Source organism: Kangiella spongicola (assembly GCF_003194565.2).
Taxonomy (GTDB): domain Bacteria; phylum Pseudomonadota; class Gammaproteobacteria; order Enterobacterales; family Kangiellaceae; genus Kangiella; species Kangiella spongicola.
In genome coordinates this window covers 274289-292667 of the sequence record NZ_QICH01000002.1, presented here as the reverse complement: position 1 = coordinate 292667, position 18379 = coordinate 274289, and the positions used below count along the sequence as shown (strand labels likewise).

The 18379-nt window shown below is 42.8% G+C and carries 19 protein-coding genes; 9 read left to right on the top strand and 10 right to left on the bottom strand.

The annotated features are described in order from the left end of the window. Position 1: 1 nt before the first annotated feature. Together DL796_RS06970 and DL796_RS06965 are read right to left on the bottom strand one after the other, a co-directional pair. Positions 2 to 568 carry a transglycosylase SLT domain-containing protein gene (locus DL796_RS06970; RefSeq protein ID WP_110200989.1) on the bottom strand — a complete coding sequence of 189 codons (567 nt, stop codon included), beginning with the start codon at positions 566 to 568 and terminating at the stop codon, positions 2 to 4. A 14-nt stretch (positions 569 to 582) separates the two neighbouring features. Beyond that, positions 583 to 2301 (bottom strand): proline--tRNA ligase, encoded by a 1719-nt coding sequence (locus DL796_RS06965; protein WP_110200988.1) that lies wholly within the window; start codon positions 2299 to 2301, stop codon positions 583 to 585. A 218-nt stretch (positions 2302 to 2519) separates the two neighbouring features. Here DL796_RS06965 and DL796_RS06960 point away from each other — a divergent pair, with 218 nt between their 5' ends. After that, positions 2520 to 2780 carry a hypothetical protein gene (locus DL796_RS06960; protein WP_110200987.1) on the top strand — a complete coding sequence of 87 codons (261 nt, stop codon included), beginning with the start codon at positions 2520 to 2522 and terminating at the stop codon, positions 2778 to 2780. 102 nt (positions 2781 to 2882) lie between these two features. Here DL796_RS06960 and DL796_RS06955 read toward each other — a convergent pair whose 3' ends face one another. Then, a complete protein-coding gene (locus DL796_RS06955; protein ID WP_110201346.1) occupies positions 2883 to 4544 on the bottom strand; it encodes an amidohydrolase in 1662 nt (553 codons plus the stop codon). A 253-nt stretch (positions 4545 to 4797) separates the two neighbouring features. On the opposite strand from DL796_RS06955, the gene dapE reads away from it, so the two are divergent. From dapE to DL796_RS06940, 3 genes are all read left to right on the top strand, one after another. Further along, positions 4798 to 6045, top strand: a complete 1248-nt coding sequence (dapE, locus tag DL796_RS06950) for a succinyl-diaminopimelate desuccinylase (protein WP_110200986.1) — start codon at positions 4798 to 4800, stop codon at positions 6043 to 6045. A 93-nt stretch (positions 6046 to 6138) separates the two neighbouring features. Beyond that, positions 6139 to 6558, top strand: coding sequence for a VOC family protein (locus DL796_RS06945; protein ID WP_110200985.1), 420 nt, complete (start codon positions 6139 to 6141; stop codon positions 6556 to 6558). Between the two features lie 178 nt (positions 6559 to 6736). Continuing rightward, entirely contained in the window at positions 6737 to 7405 is a 669-nt protein-coding gene (locus DL796_RS06940) for a tetratricopeptide repeat protein (protein ID WP_146205079.1), read from the top strand. Positions 7406 to 7525: 120 nt separating this feature from the next. On the opposite strand, the gene DL796_RS06935 is transcribed toward DL796_RS06940, so the two are convergent. Both DL796_RS06935 and DL796_RS06930 read right to left on the bottom strand, forming a co-directional pair. Then, positions 7526 to 7876, bottom strand: a complete 351-nt coding sequence (locus DL796_RS06935) for a VOC family protein (protein WP_110200983.1) — start codon at positions 7874 to 7876, stop codon at positions 7526 to 7528. 142 nt (positions 7877 to 8018) lie between these two features. Then, the gene (locus tag DL796_RS06930; RefSeq protein WP_110200982.1) at positions 8019 to 9719 is read right to left on the bottom strand and encodes a lysophospholipid acyltransferase family protein; all 1701 of its coding nucleotides are present in this window, start codon (positions 9717 to 9719) and stop codon (positions 8019 to 8021) included. Positions 9720 to 10027: 308 nt separating this feature from the next. Between DL796_RS06930 and aspS the strand changes: the two genes are divergently transcribed. From aspS to ruvA, 4 genes are all read left to right on the top strand, one after another. Continuing rightward, a complete protein-coding gene (aspS, locus tag DL796_RS06925) occupies positions 10028 to 11788 on the top strand; it encodes an aspartate--tRNA ligase (protein WP_110201345.1) in 1761 nt (586 codons plus the stop codon). Between the two features lie 435 nt (positions 11789 to 12223). Further along, positions 12224 to 12967, top strand: a complete 744-nt coding sequence (locus DL796_RS06920) for a YebC/PmpR family DNA-binding transcriptional regulator (RefSeq protein WP_110200981.1) — start codon at positions 12224 to 12226, stop codon at positions 12965 to 12967. Between the two features lie 703 nt (positions 12968 to 13670). Then, positions 13671 to 14201, top strand: a complete 531-nt coding sequence (ruvC, locus tag DL796_RS06915; RefSeq protein WP_110200980.1) for a crossover junction endodeoxyribonuclease RuvC — start codon at positions 13671 to 13673, stop codon at positions 14199 to 14201. Beyond that, positions 14198 to 14815, top strand: coding sequence for a Holliday junction branch migration protein RuvA (gene ruvA, locus DL796_RS06910; protein WP_110200979.1), 618 nt, complete (start codon positions 14198 to 14200; stop codon positions 14813 to 14815). Before ruvC ends, ruvA begins: the two co-directional genes overlap by 4 nt. Positions 14816 to 14879: 64 nt before the next feature. Here ruvA and DL796_RS06905 read toward each other — a convergent pair whose 3' ends face one another. Then, positions 14880 to 15416 (bottom strand): hypothetical protein, encoded by a 537-nt coding sequence (locus tag DL796_RS06905; RefSeq protein ID WP_146205078.1) that lies wholly within the window; start codon positions 15414 to 15416, stop codon positions 14880 to 14882. Positions 15417 to 15622: 206 nt separating this feature from the next. Here DL796_RS06905 and DL796_RS06900 point away from each other — a divergent pair, with 206 nt between their 5' ends. After that, a complete protein-coding gene (locus tag DL796_RS06900) occupies positions 15623 to 16129 on the top strand; it encodes a YdbT family protein (RefSeq protein ID WP_110200977.1) in 507 nt (168 codons plus the stop codon). A gap of 10 nt (positions 16130 to 16139) precedes the next feature. On the opposite strand, the gene DL796_RS06895 is transcribed toward DL796_RS06900, so the two are convergent. The 4 genes from DL796_RS06895 to DL796_RS06880 all read right to left on the bottom strand — a co-directional run bounded on the left by DL796_RS06895 (position 16140) and on the right by DL796_RS06880 (position 18342). Further along, positions 16140 to 17423 carry a sensor domain-containing phosphodiesterase gene (locus tag DL796_RS06895; protein WP_110200976.1) on the bottom strand — a complete coding sequence of 428 codons (1284 nt, stop codon included), beginning with the start codon at positions 17421 to 17423 and terminating at the stop codon, positions 16140 to 16142. Positions 17424 to 17527: 104 nt separating this feature from the next. Further along, positions 17528 to 17776, bottom strand: a complete 249-nt coding sequence (locus DL796_RS06890) for an RNA recognition motif domain-containing protein (RefSeq protein WP_110200975.1) — start codon at positions 17774 to 17776, stop codon at positions 17528 to 17530. A gap of 88 nt (positions 17777 to 17864) precedes the next feature. Then, entirely contained in the window at positions 17865 to 18140 is a 276-nt protein-coding gene (locus tag DL796_RS06885) for a hypothetical protein (RefSeq protein WP_146205077.1), read from the bottom strand. 46 nt (positions 18141 to 18186) lie between these two features. Beyond that, positions 18187 to 18342: a hypothetical protein gene (locus DL796_RS06880; protein WP_170114229.1), complete on the bottom strand. Its 156-nt coding sequence runs from the start codon at positions 18340 to 18342 to the stop codon at positions 18187 to 18189. Positions 18343 to 18379 lie beyond the last annotated feature (37 nt).

Below are 18379 nucleotides of genomic sequence, written 5' to 3'. Positions count from 1 at the left end.
GCTACAGCGCCCAGCGTTTGCGAAGAGCCGCGTAAACCTTATTAGGATATTTTGCGCGTCCGCGAGAGCCGTTATAGCGCCCTAAGGCATAGGTGAGATTATTTTTTTCTTTATCGATGTAAAGCTTTAGAATGTAGCATCCATAGCGAATATTCGTTTCCATATCGAATAATGAATCGTCAGGATGACCAATTTCTTTTTTCCAGAATGGCATGATTTGCATCAAGCCTCTAGCGTTTGCGACAGAAAGTGCGTAACGATCAAAATTACTTTCGACTTCCATAATCGCCAACACCAACTGAGGATCAACGCCAGCTTTATTAGCGTAGCGGTGAACTAGCGACAGGATTTCTAAGCGCTCGGCTTCAGGGATGTGTGGTGCGCGTCTATTCAGTCGACCTTCCATGTCTTTCATCCAAACGGTAGCATCATACTTATCAGCAAAGTGATTTTCCTGCTCCATTAACTTTTTTAGTTGGGCAGAAAAAGCTTCATCGGGGCGCTCCTGTGCAAAAGCCAAGGCGCCCCAAGTCAGTAAGACTAATGTGATGAATGTGCTACGTAACATCCTGAATTTATTGCTTAATTATTATTTAGCTTACTTTGAATATAATCTACAACATTGGCAACTTCAAGATCCGCTTTGTCTGAGTTGTCACGGTTTTTATATTCAATAGTATCGTTTTTCAAACCGCGATCACTCACTACTAAGCGGTGCGGAATACCTACAAGCTCAGTATTCGCAAACATTACCCCTGGGCTTTCTTTTTGGTCTAGGAATAAGGTTTCAATTCCAAGCGACTCAAGACGTTGGTACAAAGCTTCGGCGACTTGTTGCACGTTTTCAGATTTATGCATATTCATTGGAATAATCGCGACCTTAAACGGTGCGATTGATTCCGGCCAAATAATACCGTTCTCATCGTGGTTCTGCTCGATAGCCGCCGCCACAATTCTCGATACTCCAATGCCGTAACAACCCATAGATAGGGGCTTCGCTTTACCGTTTTGATCTAATACTGTGCAATTCATGGCTTTTGAATACTTATCACCCAGCTGGAAAATATGACCAACCTCAATACCACGCTTAATCTCTAGCACGCCTTTGCCATCTGGGCTCTTGTCGCCAGCAACGATATTTCTTAAATCAAACACATCAGTATATTCAGCGTCACGTTTCCAGTTCACACCTTTTAAGTGGTAGCCGTCTTCATTCGCGCCACAAGCAAAATCGCTCATAATAGCGGCATCACGGTCGACAATGACTGGAATATTGAGACCCTGAGGACCACAGGAACCAGGCGCACAACCTGCGTTAGCCTTGACCGTTTCATCGCTCACCAATACTAATGGGTCGGCGATTAACTCATGTTTAGATGCTTTGATTTCGTTTAACTCATGGTCACCACGCAAACAAAGTGCAATCACAGGGTGTTCTTCGCTAGCGCCTTCGACAAATAACGTTTTTAAAACATCACGAGTCTCGATACCCATAGAGTCGGCGGCTTCTTTAACGCTACGACAATCTGGAGTGGCGACCTTTTCAATGTCTTGAGTAGGTGCTGCCACTTCCCCTTGTGGCGCAAGGCTTTCCGCTTTTTCGATATTAGCCGCATAATCGCTTTCTGTGCTGAATGCGATAGCATCTTCACCGGACTCCGCAAGCACGTGGAATTCATGAGAGTTGCTGCCACCAATGGCACCAGTGTCTGCTAGAACAGGGCGATAATCCAAGCCAATGCGATCGAATATATTGCAATAGGCCTGGTGCATTGTTTGGTAGGTTTGCTCTAACGACTCGTCATCAATATGGAAAGAGTAAGCGTCTTTCATGATGAATTCACGTGAGCGCATGACGCCAAAACGTGGGCGAACTTCGTCTCTGAATTTAGTTTGGATTTGATAGAAGTTTGCAGGCAATTGCTTATAGCTGCTTAATTCATCACGAATCACTGAAGTAATGATTTCTTCATGAGTTGGGCCTAGGCAAAAGTCGCGCTGATGGCGATCAACAAAGCGCAGAAGCTCAGGCCCGAACTGATCCCAGCGGCCAGACTCTTCCCATAAATCCGAAGGCTGAACGGAAGGCATAAGCATCTCAACTGCACCAGCCTTGTTCATTTCTTCGCGCACAATGTTTTCAACTTTACGTAGAACGCGCAGTCCAGTGGGGAGCCAAGTATATAGACCTGCTGCTATCTTACGGATCATGCCCGCACGCAACATAAGTTTATGGCTAATAAGCTCAGCATCACTCGGATCTTCTTTTAATGTTGAAAGCAGATATTGGCTACTACGCATTGGTTTCCCTAATAATTAATGATGGTTTGCAAAATAGTGCGCTATTGTAGCAAGTATTATAGGGGTGACAAAGTTACTTCAACGCAATATATAGCCGTGAATAGAGACTTTTTTGTCTGTTTTTTGTACAATTGAGAGGTTGTGGGGCTAAATGGCTTACAACACAAAGCGTAGTGTGTATGAGTTTGTGTTCTCATTATTAATATGAGGGTTAAATTATGCCACGTGCAAAAGCAGGTTTGTTAATTGCGATTAGCCTAGGATTCATGGGTTTAGTTGGCTGTAATACCACGGCAAAACATGATTACCTGGTCGAAAATGCTGAAGCGGATGATTACGTTTATATCGTTGATTACGAAAAAATGGCGTTAATTGAAGCTGCTAGCAGAACGTCGCATTCGAGCGTTGACACTGTTTGGGTAAATCCACCTAAAAAGCGTATCAAACGTAGCGAACTGGAAAGAATGCAGGGCAAATAAAAAAGCCTGCCGTAGCAGACTTTTTTACTGTTAGTGTTTAATCGAAGCTGTGTTTATTTGAATACACTTCGATAGTTCGAGTTCGTAATATGAGCCACTAAATTAGTGGACTCGCTTTCCATCAATCCAAGTTTCTAATACTTGGACGTCGTCTATTTGCTCTTCTGGAACTGTAAAAATATCTCTATCGATAAGAATAAAGTCAGCCTTTTTGCCAGCCTCTAAAGACCCAATTTCGTTTTCCCAGAAGCCAGCGTAAGCAGCATCAATAGTGAAGCTTTTAAGCGCTTCGGCGACTGTTAGCTTTTGCGAAGGTAACCAACCGTCTTTAGGTTGATTGTCAGAGTCTTGGCGAGTAACTGCAGCGTGAAGACCTAAGAATGGATTAGCTTTTTCCACAGGGAAATCAGAGCCAGAGGCAATAATCACACCGTTATCTAAAAAGGTTCTCCAAGCATAAGCACCTTCCAAACGTTCTTCACCAAGTCTGTCACCGGCCATGTTCATATCGCTTGTGGCATGGGTCGGTTGCATTGAAGCAATAACACCAAGCTTAGCGAACATCGGAATCTCTTCTGGTACTACGACCTGTGCATGTTCGATTCTATGGCGCAGAGTCTTCGCCGAGGCCTCTTTGTCGAGCTTGGCAAGCTGCTCTAGAACAAGGTGATTTGCCGCATCACCAATGGCATGAGTGTTCACTTGGAAGCCATATTTAGTGATGAGCTTGAAGTACTGGCCTAGCTTCTTTTTATCGGTCAACAAAAGCCCTTTATTATCCGGCTCATCTGAGTATGGTTCTAACAGGGCCGCGCCGCGACTGCCTAATGCGCCATCGGTATATAGCTTTACTGAGCGGATTTTTAAAAAGGGCTGATTGACCTTGCCGTATTTGAGCATTGCTTCTAAGCGTGGGTCTGAGCCACCGAGCATGGTGTAAACTCGTAGTGGAATACGATCTTTGCCAGATAGTTCAAGCATCAACTTATAAGTCTCAAAATCGACGCCAGCATCATGCACAGAAGTAACCCCCAGCTCGATAAGGTGATCAAAAGCAAGATTTAGGGCTGCTTTACGCTCCTTTCGGTTTAAAGGTGGAATTTTATTCTCAACTAAGGACATAGCTGCATCGATTAATACCCCAGTGGCGTTACCTTCCTCGTCGCGGATGATTTTGCCACCGTCAGGATCTGGCGTATCTTTAGAAATACCGGCAAGCTCCAAAGCTTTTGAGTTCGCCCAGCCTGCGTGTCCATCAATACGTCTTAACCAGACAGGCTTGTCGGCGATAACTTTATCCAGTGATGATTTAGTTGGGAACTCTTTGTTAAGCCAAAGCACTTGGTTCCAGCCACGGCCTAATATCCAGCGAGAATCACTCAGTAGAGCATAATTCGCTACTTTTTCGGCACTGTCGCTTTCAGAGTCAACACCGCGTAGATCAACTCGCATCAAGTTCAAGCCAAGGCCCAAGATGTGCCCATGAGCATCGATTAAGCCAGGTAACAATGTTTTGCCTTTTCCATCTAAAGAAATACTAAAGCTATTCATTTCGGCTAATTCGGCATGAGCTCCTACGGCTAAAATTTCGCCATCTTCAAATAAAATGCTGTCAAATTGCTCTAATTGGCCGTCTTTTATGGTGTAACCGTTAATATTGTGGAGTAATGTTGGCAGTGCTTTTGCTGAGCTTATTCCCATCATGCTCAGCGTTATAAAAGATAGTGCTATAAAAGAAAGTATGGTGTTGATGACTTTTTTCATAAATGGGTCGGTTTTTTTAAAAGGAATTACCATACTCTAATACAACTGATTACTAAGATAAAGCGAGTAACATACTTTATAAGGTACTGATTTATAAGGTATGGATTTATAAAGCATATGCTTGCAGCGTACGGATTTATGATATACCGATTAAGGACGTTTGGAGTCGGTAATTAACATAAAACTGTCATCTAACTGACCTTTCACTGTCACTTGAGCTCGTTATAAAGTGAAAAACGTGAGAGGTATTATAATGTTCAAATCATTCAAAGGCTTACCTGATTTACCTTATGCTGTTGCACCTGTTGAGCAACATAACCTAGAAAAGCAAGCTCTTGGAGAAAAGTACCAGAGCGATATTCTTGATCTAATTCAGGCGCTGATCCGTAAGCCATCCATTACACCAAAAGACGAAGGTTGTAGCCAATTACTAGAGCAGCGATTAGGTGCCATAGGGTTTCAAACGGAATACTTTAATAAAAACCAAGTAACTAATTTGTGGGCAAAGCGGGGGCAGTCAAAGGGCGCTCCTGCTGTGGTCTTCTCTGGACATACGGATGTTGTTCCACCAGGTCAGAACGCTCATTGGCATACAGGTCCATTCGAGCCCACCATCAAAGACGGTATGATATATGGTCGCGGAGCTTCGGATATGAAGGGTAGCTTGGCAGCGATGATTGTTGCGGCTGAACACTTTATAGCGCAGTATCCTGAGCATAGAGGCTCTATCGGGTTTATGTTTACGAGCGATGAAGAGGGAGATGCTGTTGATGGGACTAAGCATATCGTGCACACTTTAAAGCAACGTCGTGAAGGTATTGATTTTGCAATTGTTGGAGAGCCCACCACTGACAAAAACTTAGGTGATTCGATTCGAATTGGTCGTCGAGGCTCGATTAATGGGAAAATCACGATCAAAGGAAAACAAGGCCATGTGGGCTATCCTGAACAGTTGATCAACCCGATACATAACTCGTCAAAGTTAATTCATAAACTAGCGACAAAACGCTGGGATATGCCAAGCCGATACTTTCCTTCAACCAGTTTTCAGTTAGTTAAAGTGCACTCAGAGAGTGGCGCTATGAATGTCACGCCTGCAACTCTGGAAATGGTATTTAACTTTCGGTATTCACCACGTAATTCTTTCGAGAAAATTAAGTCTTACGTCGAAAAGAAAGCACAAAAGTACGGCTTAGAAGCACAGTTCGAGTGGGAGCATGAAGCTTCTCCCTATCTAACGCGCCGCGGTAAGCTCAGAAAAACCGTGCAAAAAGTGATCCAACAAGAAAGTCAGATTAAAACCAAGTTGACGACAGGTGGTGGTATCTCTGATGGTCGCTATATCAAGCAGCTGGCGACTCAAGTCATAGAGCTGGGACCTTGCAATAAAACCATTCACCAAGCAAACGAATGCGTTTCGGTTAGTGAACTCAATCGTTTGTGTCACATGTATTATCGACTTCTTGAAGAGTTGCTGGTAAAAGTTGTCGATAAAAACTAACTCAGCTGTCTTTATTAATATCAATCGAGCTCTGCTGGTGTTCATCGATTATCAGCAGTAAACTGACGTCACAACAAATGATCTAGATTCACTATGTTCGAGATAGCCGGAATTGATCACATTGTCTTACGAACCAGCAAGTTGGCAGAGATGTTAGAGTTTTACTGTGATGCGCTGAAGTGTACTGTAGAGCGCGAAACCTCTGAAGAACTGGGGTTGACTCAGTTGCGTGCAGGGAGTGCTTTAATCGACCTCGTAACAGTCGATGGCAAGCTAGGGCGCATGGGAGGCGAAGCCCCTTCAACAAGCGGCAATAACCTTGACCACTTCTGTCTGCAGCTAAAAGCTATTTCTGAGTCTGATATTAAGCAACACCTAGAAAGCCATGGCGTTGACGTCGGAGAGTTTGATGAGCGCTATGGTGCCCAGGGCTTTGGACAGTCGATTTATATCCAAGACCCTGAAGGAAATACAGTCGAGTTGCGCTCTGCAATTATTCCAAGCTCGTTGTAAACCAAAGATCGTAATCCATAAAGTGTATGGCTGGGAGTTAGCAGTCGGTATAGAATGCAAAGCTTTGCTGTGTAATATAACTACTTAAGGAGTTCGTGTGAAAGGTTGCTTGTTTATAATTTTGTTATTGTTGTTGGGATGCCAAGGAAAAGAGAATGATAAGGGGTTGGAGTGTCTCTTGAACGATGATTATGACTGTGCCTATAAAGAGTTTTATCCGCGTGCTAAAAACGGAGATGATGTTGCGCAGTACCACATCGGAGAAATGTTCTCGTTAGGATTATTAGGGGAACAAGATCATGCAAAGGCCATGAAGTGGTTCAAGTTATCAGCGGAACAGGGTAATGAAAAGGCCATTCAGCGTTCTGCTGAAGGCTACGAATTTGGACATGGGGTTAAGCAAGACAAAGATAAAGCCTTAGAGTTGTACCATGAGGTTGATCATCTACCTATAGTGCAATTTATTTTAGGGTTTAAATATCTTACTGGAGATTTGGTGGGGCATCGAGATTATAAAAAGGCCTTAGAGTGGCTTCTAAAGTCCACGGAAGGAGACACAGGCTACAATATCCCTGAGCAATATATTGGTAGAATCTATTTAGAAGGTGGAGATGGAGTAGAGCAAGACTTCCATAAAGCCGCAAAATGGTTTCAAAAAGCCATAGATTTAGGGGCTACTGACGTTAAAAATGAGCTTGCACAACTCTATTTACAGGGGCTTGGCGTTAAGCAAAACAAGTCTAAGGCCATAGAATTATACAAAGAAAGCTGTAATGACAGAGGTCATAACGGTATTAATTTTATTGAGGGATGTGAAAAATATAGAGCTTTAACTGAACAAAATTAAGTTGAACAGTGAGTTCATTAAGTATGGATGGGCAGACTTTCTTTCTTCGAAAGTACATTCCAACTCAAAGTCTGCCACCTCTTTTTTCTGTTTCTATATTTATTTCATTATATAAGCGTTTTATTTATCGGACCAAATCGCCAGTTCATTACCGCTTGGTTCGGTAAAGTGAAACCGGCGACCGCCTGGGAACGAAAAGATAGGCTTGATGACTGTGCCGCCTAAATCTTCCACCACTTTTTGAGTGTCTTCTAATGACTCAGAATAGAGCACGATGAGAGCGCTGCCGTTTTCCGTGCTGGCCTTGAGGTTTGACTGAAAAAAGCCACCCTCTAACCCTGACTCGCTGAATGCGCTATACTCAGGGCCATAGTCGACAAACTTCCAGCCAAACGCTTTTTGGAAGAAATCCTTTGTGGATGCCAAATCATTCGCGGGGAATTCAACGTAGTTGATCAATGTTTTACTCATCAAAGATCCTTGTTGTGTATTTTTTAACGTAAAGAAAGTTATAGCGCTGATCTAATAAAAAGAAAAGCCTGCAATGCTGATAGGGGCACATCGCAGGCTTAAAGTGTTGTACTAGAGAAGTTTATTGTTATGAATATCATGTTTAATCGATATAACGTTTACGTTTCTTCTCTTTAAGCTTCAACATATCAATCCACACCACGCTATCGACGCAATCGCCAAAGTCAGGGTCTACACCAAAGTCGTAAAACGTCACGCCGCCCGGCTCACACAGATCGCTGTATTGCTTGAACAGAGTTGGAACAGAGACCTCCATATTAGCGAGTTCTTTTTTTAGCACCTTGAAAGCTTCGGGTTGCTCAAGATGGTTAAACAGGCGTTCAAGCTTAGCTTTTTGCACCGGCTTTATGCGATAAGGATTAAAGGAGCGTACTAGGTTGATGTTTGAGCCATAGTATTGGCTAAAGTAATACACCAGCATGTCTTTTGCGTAAGCAGGGTAGTCGTTGCTTAAGCTTACTGAACCGAACAGGTAGCGAATATGTGGGTTCTGGCGGATGTAAGCACCGATTCCGAACCATAAATAATCCAAGCTTCGTTTGCCCCAATACTTGGGTTGTATAAAGCTTCTACCTAACTCCATCGCGGTTGGGAATTTCTTTTGTAAGCTCTCTTCATAACTAAATAACGTTTCTGAATACAGAGTATCGTCTTCATTGAGCTTGTGAATATCGGCGATACGATAGCTCCCTACGACTTCCATATCGTTTTTATCCCACAGGACGATGTGTTTGTAATAGTAATCGAACTTGTCCATATCTCGTCGGTTGCCAGTGCCCTCACCAACTGCGCGGAAAGCTATTTCTCGTAAACGACCAATTTCACGTAATATTGCGGAATCTGAAGTGTCTTCTAGTAGGTAAATGCTTTTGCCGTCAGAAGTTTCGCCAATTTTGTCGCATTGGTTAAGCTCATCAATAAGGACTTTTCTACTTTCTGGGTGGGCAATGGCTCGCTCTGTTTCAAACAAATCTTCACGCTCACGCTTTAAGCCATAAACATGTTGTTTGAAGCGACTAATACTTTCTTTGCTGCTCGGCAGCATGCCACTAAATGATGAAAACGGAATTAGTTTGCCAATCTTAATCGGCAGGGTTAATGAGACATTTTTGAACATTTCTCGTACCAAGAACAGGGCACTCAAGGGCTTCGCTATCAACGAAAAACCATAAAAGAATCGTGAGTTTTTTCCGCCAACGTGCACTGGTAGAACAGGGGATTTAGTGTGTTTGGCCATTTTAAGGAACCCTGAGCGCCACTTGCCATCACGAATACCTTTAACGGACAGTCGCGATACTTCTCCCGCTGGAAAGAAAATGACGGCTTCGTCGGCTTCGAGAGCTTGTTGAATAGAGGTTAAATTTGCTTTCGGTTTTTTCCCCTGGCTTAGATTATTTATTGGTAGGAAAAATGGTCTTAGCGGCGATAATGCCCATAGCATATCATTTACCACAATTTTGACGTCTTTGCGGACTGAGTAAATTAATTCCAGTAGAGCAAGGCCATCAAGAGAACCTAAGGGGTGGTTTGCGATAATGACCACTCTACCGGAAACTGGAACGTTCTCTAAACATGAGTTAGAAACGGTATAACTTAGCCCCAATCGCTGATTAACTGTTTCCAAGAAGTCCACGTGAGACATGTGTTTGTTTTGTTGTATAAAATCGTTGATTTCGTCTTGGTGAAACAATCGAGCTAAAAAGCGAGTCAAGCCGGAGTGTAACCTTGGAGACTGCTCTAATTGAGGTAAAAATCGAGTAAGGACGTCTTTGCTGTCAATCATATTTTTCCACCTTGTTGTGTTTTTGTGTGATCGGTATGTGACAGAAATTTATTCAGGATAGTATTCATGATGTTCATTATTAAGCGACTCTGTGACAAGCCTAAGTCACTAAAGAGACACTTTGATGACAAAATTAATGGCTCAGCACGTAGACAGTAACTTGCGACAAACCCTTGTCTGACGTACTATATGGCGTCTTCTGGGCACCTATTGGATAGCTGCCCATCAATATTGTTTATCAGTACTTTTAAACAACATTTTAAAACTACAACCAAGCGTTAGGCAGATACGAGATTATGGCAACTGAAATGCGTAGCCACTACTGTGGTGAATTATCGAAAAACGAAGAAAATCAAACAGTTACTTTATCAGGCTGGATTCACCGCCGTCGTGATTTAGGTGGCTTAATCTTTTTACAGTTGCGCGATCGTACTGGCGTTATCCAAGTGGTTGTCGATCCTGACTTTGAAGAATTGTTCAGCACAGCTGAGCAGCTGCGTAATGAATTTGTGGTACAGGTTAAAGGCCAAGTTCGCGCCCGTCCTGAAGAAATGATTAATAAAAACATGGCTTCTGGCGAAATAGAAGTTCTAGCGCAAGAGCTAGACATCTTAAACCGCGCTAAGCCACCAGCGATTCCGATTGATGAAAACTTAGAAGCGTCAGAAGAGCAGCGTCTAAAATACCGCTACCTTGACCTTCGTCGTCCAGAAATGGCGGAGAAGATTATCTTCCGTCACAAAGTGACTAGCGCCATGCGCCGCTATATGGATGAGCACGGCTTTATTGACGTTGAAACGCCAATATTAACTAAAGCGACGCCAGAAGGTGCACGTGATTATCTAGTTCCGAGCCGTGTGCACAAAGGTTCTTTCTACGCATTGCCACAGTCGCCACAGCTGTTTAAGCAGCTGTTGATGATGTCTGGTTTTGATCGCTATTACCAAATTGTTAAGTGTTTCCGTGATGAAGACTTACGTGCGGATCGCCAGCCTGAATTTACACAGCTTGATATCGAGACATCGTTCTTGAACCAAGAAGAAATCATGCAGTTAATGGAAGGCTTGATTCGTCACTTGTTCAAAGAGCTTAAAGAAATTGAGTTACCAGAATTCCCACGTATGCCATACGCCGAAGCGATGGAGCGTTATGGTTCCGATAAGCCTGATTTGCGTATGGACACTGAGCTCGTAACCGTTGATGAGCTAGTTAAAGACGTTGAGTTTAAGGTTTTCGCAGGCCCAGCTAATGACGAAAAAAGTCGCGTAGCAGCGCTTCGTGTTCCAGGTGGTGCCCAGTTTAGCCGTAAACAAATTGATGAATACACTAAGTATGTTGGTGTTTATGGCGCTAAGGGCTTGGCGTGGATGAAGATTAATGGCGCTGGCGCCGAAGGTATTCAAAGCCCAGTGTTAAAATTCTTGGGCGAAGAGGTGGCGCTTAACATCATCGAAAAAGTCGGTGCACAGGAAGGCGATATTATCTTCTTTGGCTCAGACACAAAGATGACGGTTGCCGATGCCATGGGCGCGCTACGCTTAAAGACTGCACAAGATTTAGGCTTAGTTAAAGACGAGTGGAAGCCACTGTGGGTTGTAGACTTCCCAATGTTTGAAGAGATTGATGGCCAGATTCATGCGCTTCACCATCCGTTCACTGCACCAAAAGAAAACGACGTAGAAGCAGTTAAAGCAAACCCAACGGGTACCTTGTCAAAAGCATACGACATGGTCTTGAATGGTAGCGAAGTAGGCGGTGGTTCTGTGCGTATTCATAGCGAAGAAATGCAGGAAGCCGTGTTTGGTATTTTAGGTATCGACGAAACTGAGCAACGTGAAAAGTTTGGCTTCTTGTTGGACGCCTTAAAGTTCGGCTGCCCACCGCACGGTGGTTTAGCGTTCGGTCTCGACCGTTTGGTTATGCTGATGGTTGGCGCTGACTCGATTCGTGATGTTATCGCGTTCCCTAAAACGACGACGGCGAGCTGTCCTTTGACGCAAGCTCCGAGCAATATTGAAACTAAATTGCTTGATGAACTTGGTATCGAGATCAAAAAGAAAGAGTCATAAGAGCATATGACATAGAGATTGCTTCGCCACTAAAGTGACTCGCAATGACGTAACGTATAAGTGTCATTGCGAGGTTTCGCAGATACCGTGGCAATCTACTCAGGCATAAACGAGCCAAGTGCCTGATGCGTTTTTAGTTAGAAAAGGCAGGTTAGAGCTAAAGCCTGTAGAAAAGAAACTGTCAAAAAGTTAAGTAAGAGAATGCTTTAGGCCAAGTGCCTGATGCGTTTTAATAAGAAAAGCAGGTTAGACTAAGATCTAACGGTAAATTTAGAGTTTTAGAGTAAATTTTAAAGAAAAGAAGGTTGACTAGACGAGGTTTAATCGAGGCGTAAAGATGTTTTGAAGCACAGTTTAGTTATCGCTAAATGAGCACTCAAAACAGTTTTACAACAAAGAGTAAACGCAGGATAGCGACCTGTGAGGAAGGTATTTATGGCGGGTCACAGTAAATGGGCAAACATCAAACACCGCAAAGCTGCCCAAGATGCAAAACGTGGAAAAATCTTTACTAAAATTATTCGTGAGTTAGTGGTAGCTGCGCGCGAAGGTGGCGGTGATCCGAATGACAACCCACGTCTGCGTGCTGCCATGGATAAAGCGCTTGGCGCTAACATGAAAAAAGATACCATTGAGAAAGCGGTTGATCGTGGTACAGGAAACGCAGAAGGCGATAACTACGAAGAGTTAAACTACGAAGGTTATGGCCCAGGCGGTGTGGCGATTCTTGTAGAGTGCATGACGGACAACAAAAACCGTACAGTCGGCGAAGTACGGCATGCTTTTACTAAGCACGGTGGCAACTTAGGAACTAGCGGTTCGGTTGCCTATCTTTTCGAAAAACGTGGTCAGTTTGTGTTCGGCGACAACTATAACGAAGATGAACTGATGGAAGCGGCATTAGAAGCAGGCGCTGAAGATTTCATCACTCATGATGATGGTTCGTTTGAAGTGTTAACCACACCTGAAGATTATTTAGACGTTAAAGAAGCGTTAAAAGAAGCCGGTTTTGAAGCTGAAAATGCCGAAGTAACAATGCTTCCATCGACTCAGGCCGAATTAGATGTTTCCGAAGGTGCTAAAGTGATTCGTCTGATTGATCGTTTGGAAGAGCTGGACGATACGCAGAATGTGTATACAAACGCCGACATTCCAGCGGAATCCTACGATCAGGTTTAAGCTAGTCGTATCGCCTATACTTTGTTAAAAGTGTGATGCCAAATACTCATTTATTGAATATAAACTCCGTGTTGCCATCACACTTTTGCCGCGTCTAGCCATCACGACTGACGCTTAAAAGGATACCCTTAGGAGCTGTTGCAGTTTTTCCTAGGCTCTATATTCTGGTTTTGAGTAACTCCGCTATTTATAAAACTTTTGCCGCGCCTCAGCTGCATCTAATTCATTTCTAGCCCACGGCGCTAATGCTTAAAAGTTTCTATTATCTATGTACTAACAGGTTATACGTGATTTGAAAAGCTAGCTCCAACCTTCCCCTTAAAGTTAGCCTCATTATTTAAAATAATAGTGTAAATTGGGCATGGAGGGCCAATTTAGCAAAGACGAAACATGGAGGTTTCGTTTTGCGACACGTTAAATGATTTTAGATAATGAGGGAAGTGCGGAGCACCTAACTTTGCGGGGCGAGTTTTTTGGTTCGTTTTTTTGCTCGTTCAAAAAATGAACGAAAGAAGCAAGTTGTCATATTAGAAGGTAAGTATTAGCTTAAAGTATTGCTATAAAAAACAGACCATAAAACCCCACAGCAATATCTTTTAGTCGTGGTATGATTAACACACTTTAATAGAACATAGTTTTATAAGCTTTGAGATTGCTTCGTCGCTTAACACTCACTCCTCGCAATGACGGGATAACAATATAAATGGCAATAATACTTGGCATCGATCCCGGCTCACGCATTACTGGCTTCGGGATAATTGAAGTCGGTGGCGATATTCCTGTGAACAAGCCACGTTATATAACCAGTGGTTGTATTCGCATCAAAGATGATTCTTTGGATTTAAAGCTAAAGCAAATTTTTGATAGTGTGTGCGAGTTGATTCTTGAGTTTAAGCCTGACGAGTTTGCCATCGAGTCGGTGTTTATGTCTAAGAATGCAGACTCTGCATTAAAACTTGGGCAGGCGAGGGGAGCGGCTATCGTTGGCGCTTCGCATTATGCATTACCCGTGTTTGAGTACCCAGCGAGAAAAGTTAAGCAATCGGTCGTCGGAACTGGCGCCGCTGATAAAACCCAGGTTCAACACATGGTAAAAATGCTTTTAAAATTACCATCAAGCCCACAAGCTGACGCAGCTGATGCACTGGCTATCGCCTTGTGTCACGCCAATACGAGCCAAGGTTTAGCGCAGTTAAAAGGGGCAAAAACTATAGCAAGAGGACGGTTACGTTGATTGGTCGAATTCGTGGAACGTTAATAGAAAAAACGCCACCTTTTATTATTATTGAAACTAGCGCTGGCGTCGGTTATGAAATCCAAGTACCGATGACGACGTTTTATCAGCTTCCTGATGAAGGTGCCGAGGCGATAGTTGTTACTCACTTATCGGTTTCCGAGAACCTTCATGCGCTATATGGCTTTATTAGTAATAAAGATAAGAACTTATTTCGTGAATTAATCAAAGTTAATGGAGTCGGCCCTAAGTTAGCCCTAGCGATATTGTCAGGGATGGAAGCGGACGAATTTGTGATGACGATTCATGATAATAATGTAGACCGTCTTATTAAATTGCCGGGCGTGGGTAAGAAAACTGCTGAACGTTTATTAGTCGAGATGTCGGATCGCTTAAAAGAGTGGTCAATTTCAGGCTTACCTGAAAGCAACGAGGCAGGCGCTACAGCGCCGTCTACTGTTCGAGTTGGCGATGTGACTCAAGAAGCAGTTAGTGCGCTGGTGGCGTTAGGTTATAAGCCACAGCAAGCGAGCAAAGCGATTGCGCAGGTTGAAAGCGAAGGGTTAAAGAGTGAAGAAATCATTCGTTTAGCCCTAAGACAATTGGCCGGATAACAAGTTAAAGCTGCACGATTAATAAGGTATGTGCAGCTTTATTCTTAGAGTGGCTAGAGAGTGGCTAGATTTCAGTTTGTTGCTTAAGCTCTTTAAGCTCATCGAGTTTTAGCCTATAGAAGAATGCTCGGCCATAAACATTATCGTTGATTCTCCATGTCCCATCCATAACCATTCCACTGTGTCTGATTACTAAGTTATATTGAATAACAGTATCTGAGTTGCTGTAACTCTTTGTAAACGAGAGGTATTTACCTTGGCGCTTGGGGTCCAAAGTTATTGCCGCTTGAACATACTCGCTGGGGTGGTTGCGTGGCTCTAAGAAGGTCATGGAAAATTCATCACCCAGGTCTTTCATGACCGCAGTGAAGGCCCCATCTGGTTGGCCTTTTGGCATATCGTATTCATAATAGCCGATCCATTGACCGGTAAGGTTAACACTATCCTCAACGGTGGCTTCTGATTTCTGCAGGCTATTTTGAGCCACGCTCTCACCAAAGAACTCTTTCCACAGCTGTGCTTCTTCTTGCGTGAGCTTTGAGTTGTCGCTAGCCGCCATGACACTAGCGGGCACAAAAAGAACGACTAAAAAAATAGTCATTAACGATATAAGGAAAGCCTTCATAACGGGCCCATCTTGTTGTTTTGTATGAATAATAATCATTGAGTCTAAAGTGATTTATAATTTAGGGCAAATGCTTTACGGTTGCACGACATCAATCGGATCATCTAAACTAAGCAATTATTAATCCTTTCTGTGAGCTTTGCACTCAAAGAACAGATACTAACTATCAATATCGATAAATCATGGCCGATAAACAATTCCGATACAAAGAAACTCAAGCAATGATGCCACCAATGGTTATCAAGCTAGTCATACTAATGCTTATAATCATCATGGGCTTATTTGGTTATATGTATATTGCGCAGGAGTTCCTAGAACTTGAGGTAGGTGAAAATGCCTTGCCACCACTTTGGGCTCTGGCTATTTTTATCCTGACTGCATTGCTGACTTATTATGTGGCGAACCTCAAAATCAATATTAAAGTTGACGATAGAGACCTGATGCTTGGTTTGGGAGTTATCGGCAAACGTAGCTTTCCGCTTGATAAAATTCGTAGTGTTGAACTCTACGAAGGTAGTCCTGCTAAGGATTTTCTAGGTTATGGCTATCGAGTTGGTTTGAAAAAGTTAGGGTATGTTGGCAGGGCTCCAGAGGCTATAGCGATAACTTTTGAGCACTTTAAGCGCACCTTGGTGGTTACTACAAAAGACCCTGAAGCGTTAATAAAAAGTCTAAAAGACTTAGACTAAAATCAAAGGCTTAGTTTAGATCGAGTAAATGGTATTGGTGTTTGTCTTTGAAATATTCCACCGGCTGGGGTTCATCAAATAAAAAACCTTGGCCGCCTCGGACACCAATAGATTGCAATGCCTGTAACTCTTTAACCGTTTCAATCCCCTCAGTTTCTAATTCAAACCTGCGCTCTTTGGCAAAGCCCATAAGCGCTCGAATCAAAGATTGCTTGGTACTGTCTTTGTGGACATCTTTAGTTAGCGTCATATCAAGTTTAACGATCTCTGGTGCTAAAGCGACAACATGCCTTAGGCTCGAGTATCCAGCGCCCGCATCATCGACCGCGATTCTCAGGCCTTCTTCGCGTAAAGGGGCTAAAACTTTCTCAACAATACTGTAGTCGTCGATTAAGCTATGCTCTGTAATCTCTAACACTAGTCGCTCTAGAGGAAGACCAGAATTTGCCAAAGAAGACATAAAAGAGGTGTTTGCCAACAGATCAGGGGTGATGTTAATCGATAGACTGATATGACTGGGCAATTGTGGGAAAACGCTTTTCGTTAATTCAAGGACCCTCGTTGTTGCTTCTTCCGATAAGCCAGCGTAAACCGCGGACTCGAAAAATTTGTGGGGTGGCCACTGTCCATCGTTTATTCTGGATAAAACTTCATATCCTACAATATTACCAGTTTTTAAATTCACAACTGGGTGTAATTTAACTGCCAGAGCACCGTTGGCAATCACCTTACGGATATTATCCTTTAACTCTGTGTCGATACTGGCATTATTTTGTTGGATTTCAATAATGGTTGCACTCAAATCTGCAATGACTCGAACATAAGCTAAATCTTTTTGATTAAGGCGAGAGTCCGCGACTCCTTTGAACACACATAAGGTACCGTAGACTTTACCGTCAGAAAGGATAACGGGAACTCCAATATAGGAGCCAATATTGATCCTTCTAGTGACTTTTAAACCGTTTGTGATTTTATGTGCTTTAGTATCTTTAATGATTTGAGGAAGACTGTTCTGCACAATATGATAACAATAGCTATCACATAAAGAGTCTTCATCGCCCACTTCGATGTTTGAACTATCGATTTGACTGATTACTTGAAAGCGGCGTTTGCCTTCAGTGAATTCGCTAAGGAAAGCCACCTCCATATTAAGGTGTTCACGCAGAGAATGGAGAAGTTTCTGAACAATTTCTGTCCAATCGTCATCCACATGACTGAGACTAATATCAAAAAAACTTTTAAAGATGTCAAAGTCAGCAGAGGGGTCGATCGTATTGTCAGGAGCTTGATCCATATATATTCCTTCATATAAACCACAATCCTAGATTACTACTAAACGAGTACCGCTTCAACTTGAAGGAGGGAAGCTAGAATCTGCGCAACTTCCCCTTTGATAGGCTAACTTTCTTTATCTTCAGCCTTTTTAACTCGGATTTTGTTGCCGTCTATACTTCTACCATTAAGGTTCTTTACCGCAACTTTAGCCTCGCCTGGCTTAGGCATTTCAACGAATCCAAAGCCTTTTGAGCCGCCGGTGGCTTTATCCATAATGAGCTTACACCACTGAACCGTGCCGTATTCTTCAAATAACTCTTTTACCTGCTCTTCAGTAGTCGTGCGAGCAAGGTTTCTTACCAATAATTTCATATATTAATCTAATTTCTAAATCGTGAAGCACATCATACCATTAGATGGCGATAATTTTTCATTTATTAGTAAAGGCATGATATCTCTGTTAGCCAAAAAGCGAACCAAAAAATTCGAAAATACCGCCAATAATCTCCATACCCCCATCTAACAAAGCCTCAAAGAAACCTGCGATTATTTCAAGAAAGCCCTCGCTAGACATAGCGCTAGGCACTACTAGCCCTAATATGCCCGTGGCTAATATCGTGGTTACGTATAAATTAAAACCAGCGATAACTATAAAGATAAGTGATCCAATAAACATCAGTGATGCCACTGAAGAAAGAATTCTCTTTCCAACAGGCTTGTCTTTTCGATGTGCCAAAGTGTTACCTCCTTGTATTGATATTTTGATAAAGCTTTAACTAATGTTAAGACTCGCTGTTATCATCCAAGCTTTTGCCTTGGTGTTTTAAGGCTTCCAACTCCATTTTTCTCAACTCTTTCTTGTGGTCGAGATAGGACGCATACATGACAAAAATAACGCCAGCAATGACGCAAATACTTAAAAATCCCCATAAACCCATATCAAAACTCCGCTTTTAAGGTTAAAACCATTGAGAA

Bases quoted from the DNA above. Each gene is read 5' to 3' on its own strand.
- DL796_RS06970 (WP_110200989.1), bottom strand. From the start codon at position 568: ATGTTACGTAGCACATTCATCACATTAGTCTTACTGACTTGGGGCGCC.
- DL796_RS06965 (WP_110200988.1), bottom strand. From the start codon at position 2,301: ATGCGTAGTAGCCAATATCTGCTTTCAACATTAAAAGAAGATCCGAGT.
- DL796_RS06960 (WP_110200987.1), top strand. From the start codon at position 2,520: ATGCCACGTGCAAAAGCAGGTTTGTTAATTGCGATTAGCCTAGGATTC.
- DL796_RS06955 (WP_110201346.1), bottom strand. From the start codon at position 4,544: ATGAAAAAAGTCATCAACACCATACTTTCTTTTATAGCACTATCTTTT.
- dapE (WP_110200986.1), top strand. From the start codon at position 4,798: ATGTTCAAATCATTCAAAGGCTTACCTGATTTACCTTATGCTGTTGCA.
- DL796_RS06945 (WP_110200985.1), top strand. From the start codon at position 6,139: ATGTTCGAGATAGCCGGAATTGATCACATTGTCTTACGAACCAGCAAG.
- DL796_RS06935 (WP_110200983.1), bottom strand. From the start codon at position 7,876: ATGAGTAAAACATTGATCAACTACGTTGAATTCCCCGCGAATGATTTG.
- DL796_RS06930 (WP_110200982.1), bottom strand. From the start codon at position 9,719: ATGATTGACAGCAAAGACGTCCTTACTCGATTTTTACCTCAATTAGAG.
- aspS (WP_110201345.1), top strand. From the start codon at position 10,028: ATGCGTAGCCACTACTGTGGTGAATTATCGAAAAACGAAGAAAATCAA.
- DL796_RS06920 (WP_110200981.1), top strand. From the start codon at position 12,224: ATGGCGGGTCACAGTAAATGGGCAAACATCAAACACCGCAAAGCTGCC.
- ruvC (WP_110200980.1), top strand. From the start codon at position 13,671: ATGGCAATAATACTTGGCATCGATCCCGGCTCACGCATTACTGGCTTC.
- DL796_RS06905 (WP_146205078.1), bottom strand. From the start codon at position 15,416: ATGACTATTTTTTTAGTCGTTCTTTTTGTGCCCGCTAGTGTCATGGCG.
- DL796_RS06900 (WP_110200977.1), top strand. From the start codon at position 15,623: ATGGCCGATAAACAATTCCGATACAAAGAAACTCAAGCAATGATGCCA.
- DL796_RS06895 (WP_110200976.1), bottom strand. From the start codon at position 17,423: ATGGATCAAGCTCCTGACAATACGATCGACCCCTCTGCTGACTTTGAC.
- DL796_RS06890 (WP_110200975.1), bottom strand. From the start codon at position 17,776: ATGAAATTATTGGTAAGAAACCTTGCTCGCACGACTACTGAAGAGCAG.
- DL796_RS06880 (WP_170114229.1), bottom strand. From the start codon at position 18,342: ATGGGTTTATGGGGATTTTTAAGTATTTGCGTCATTGCTGGCGTTATT.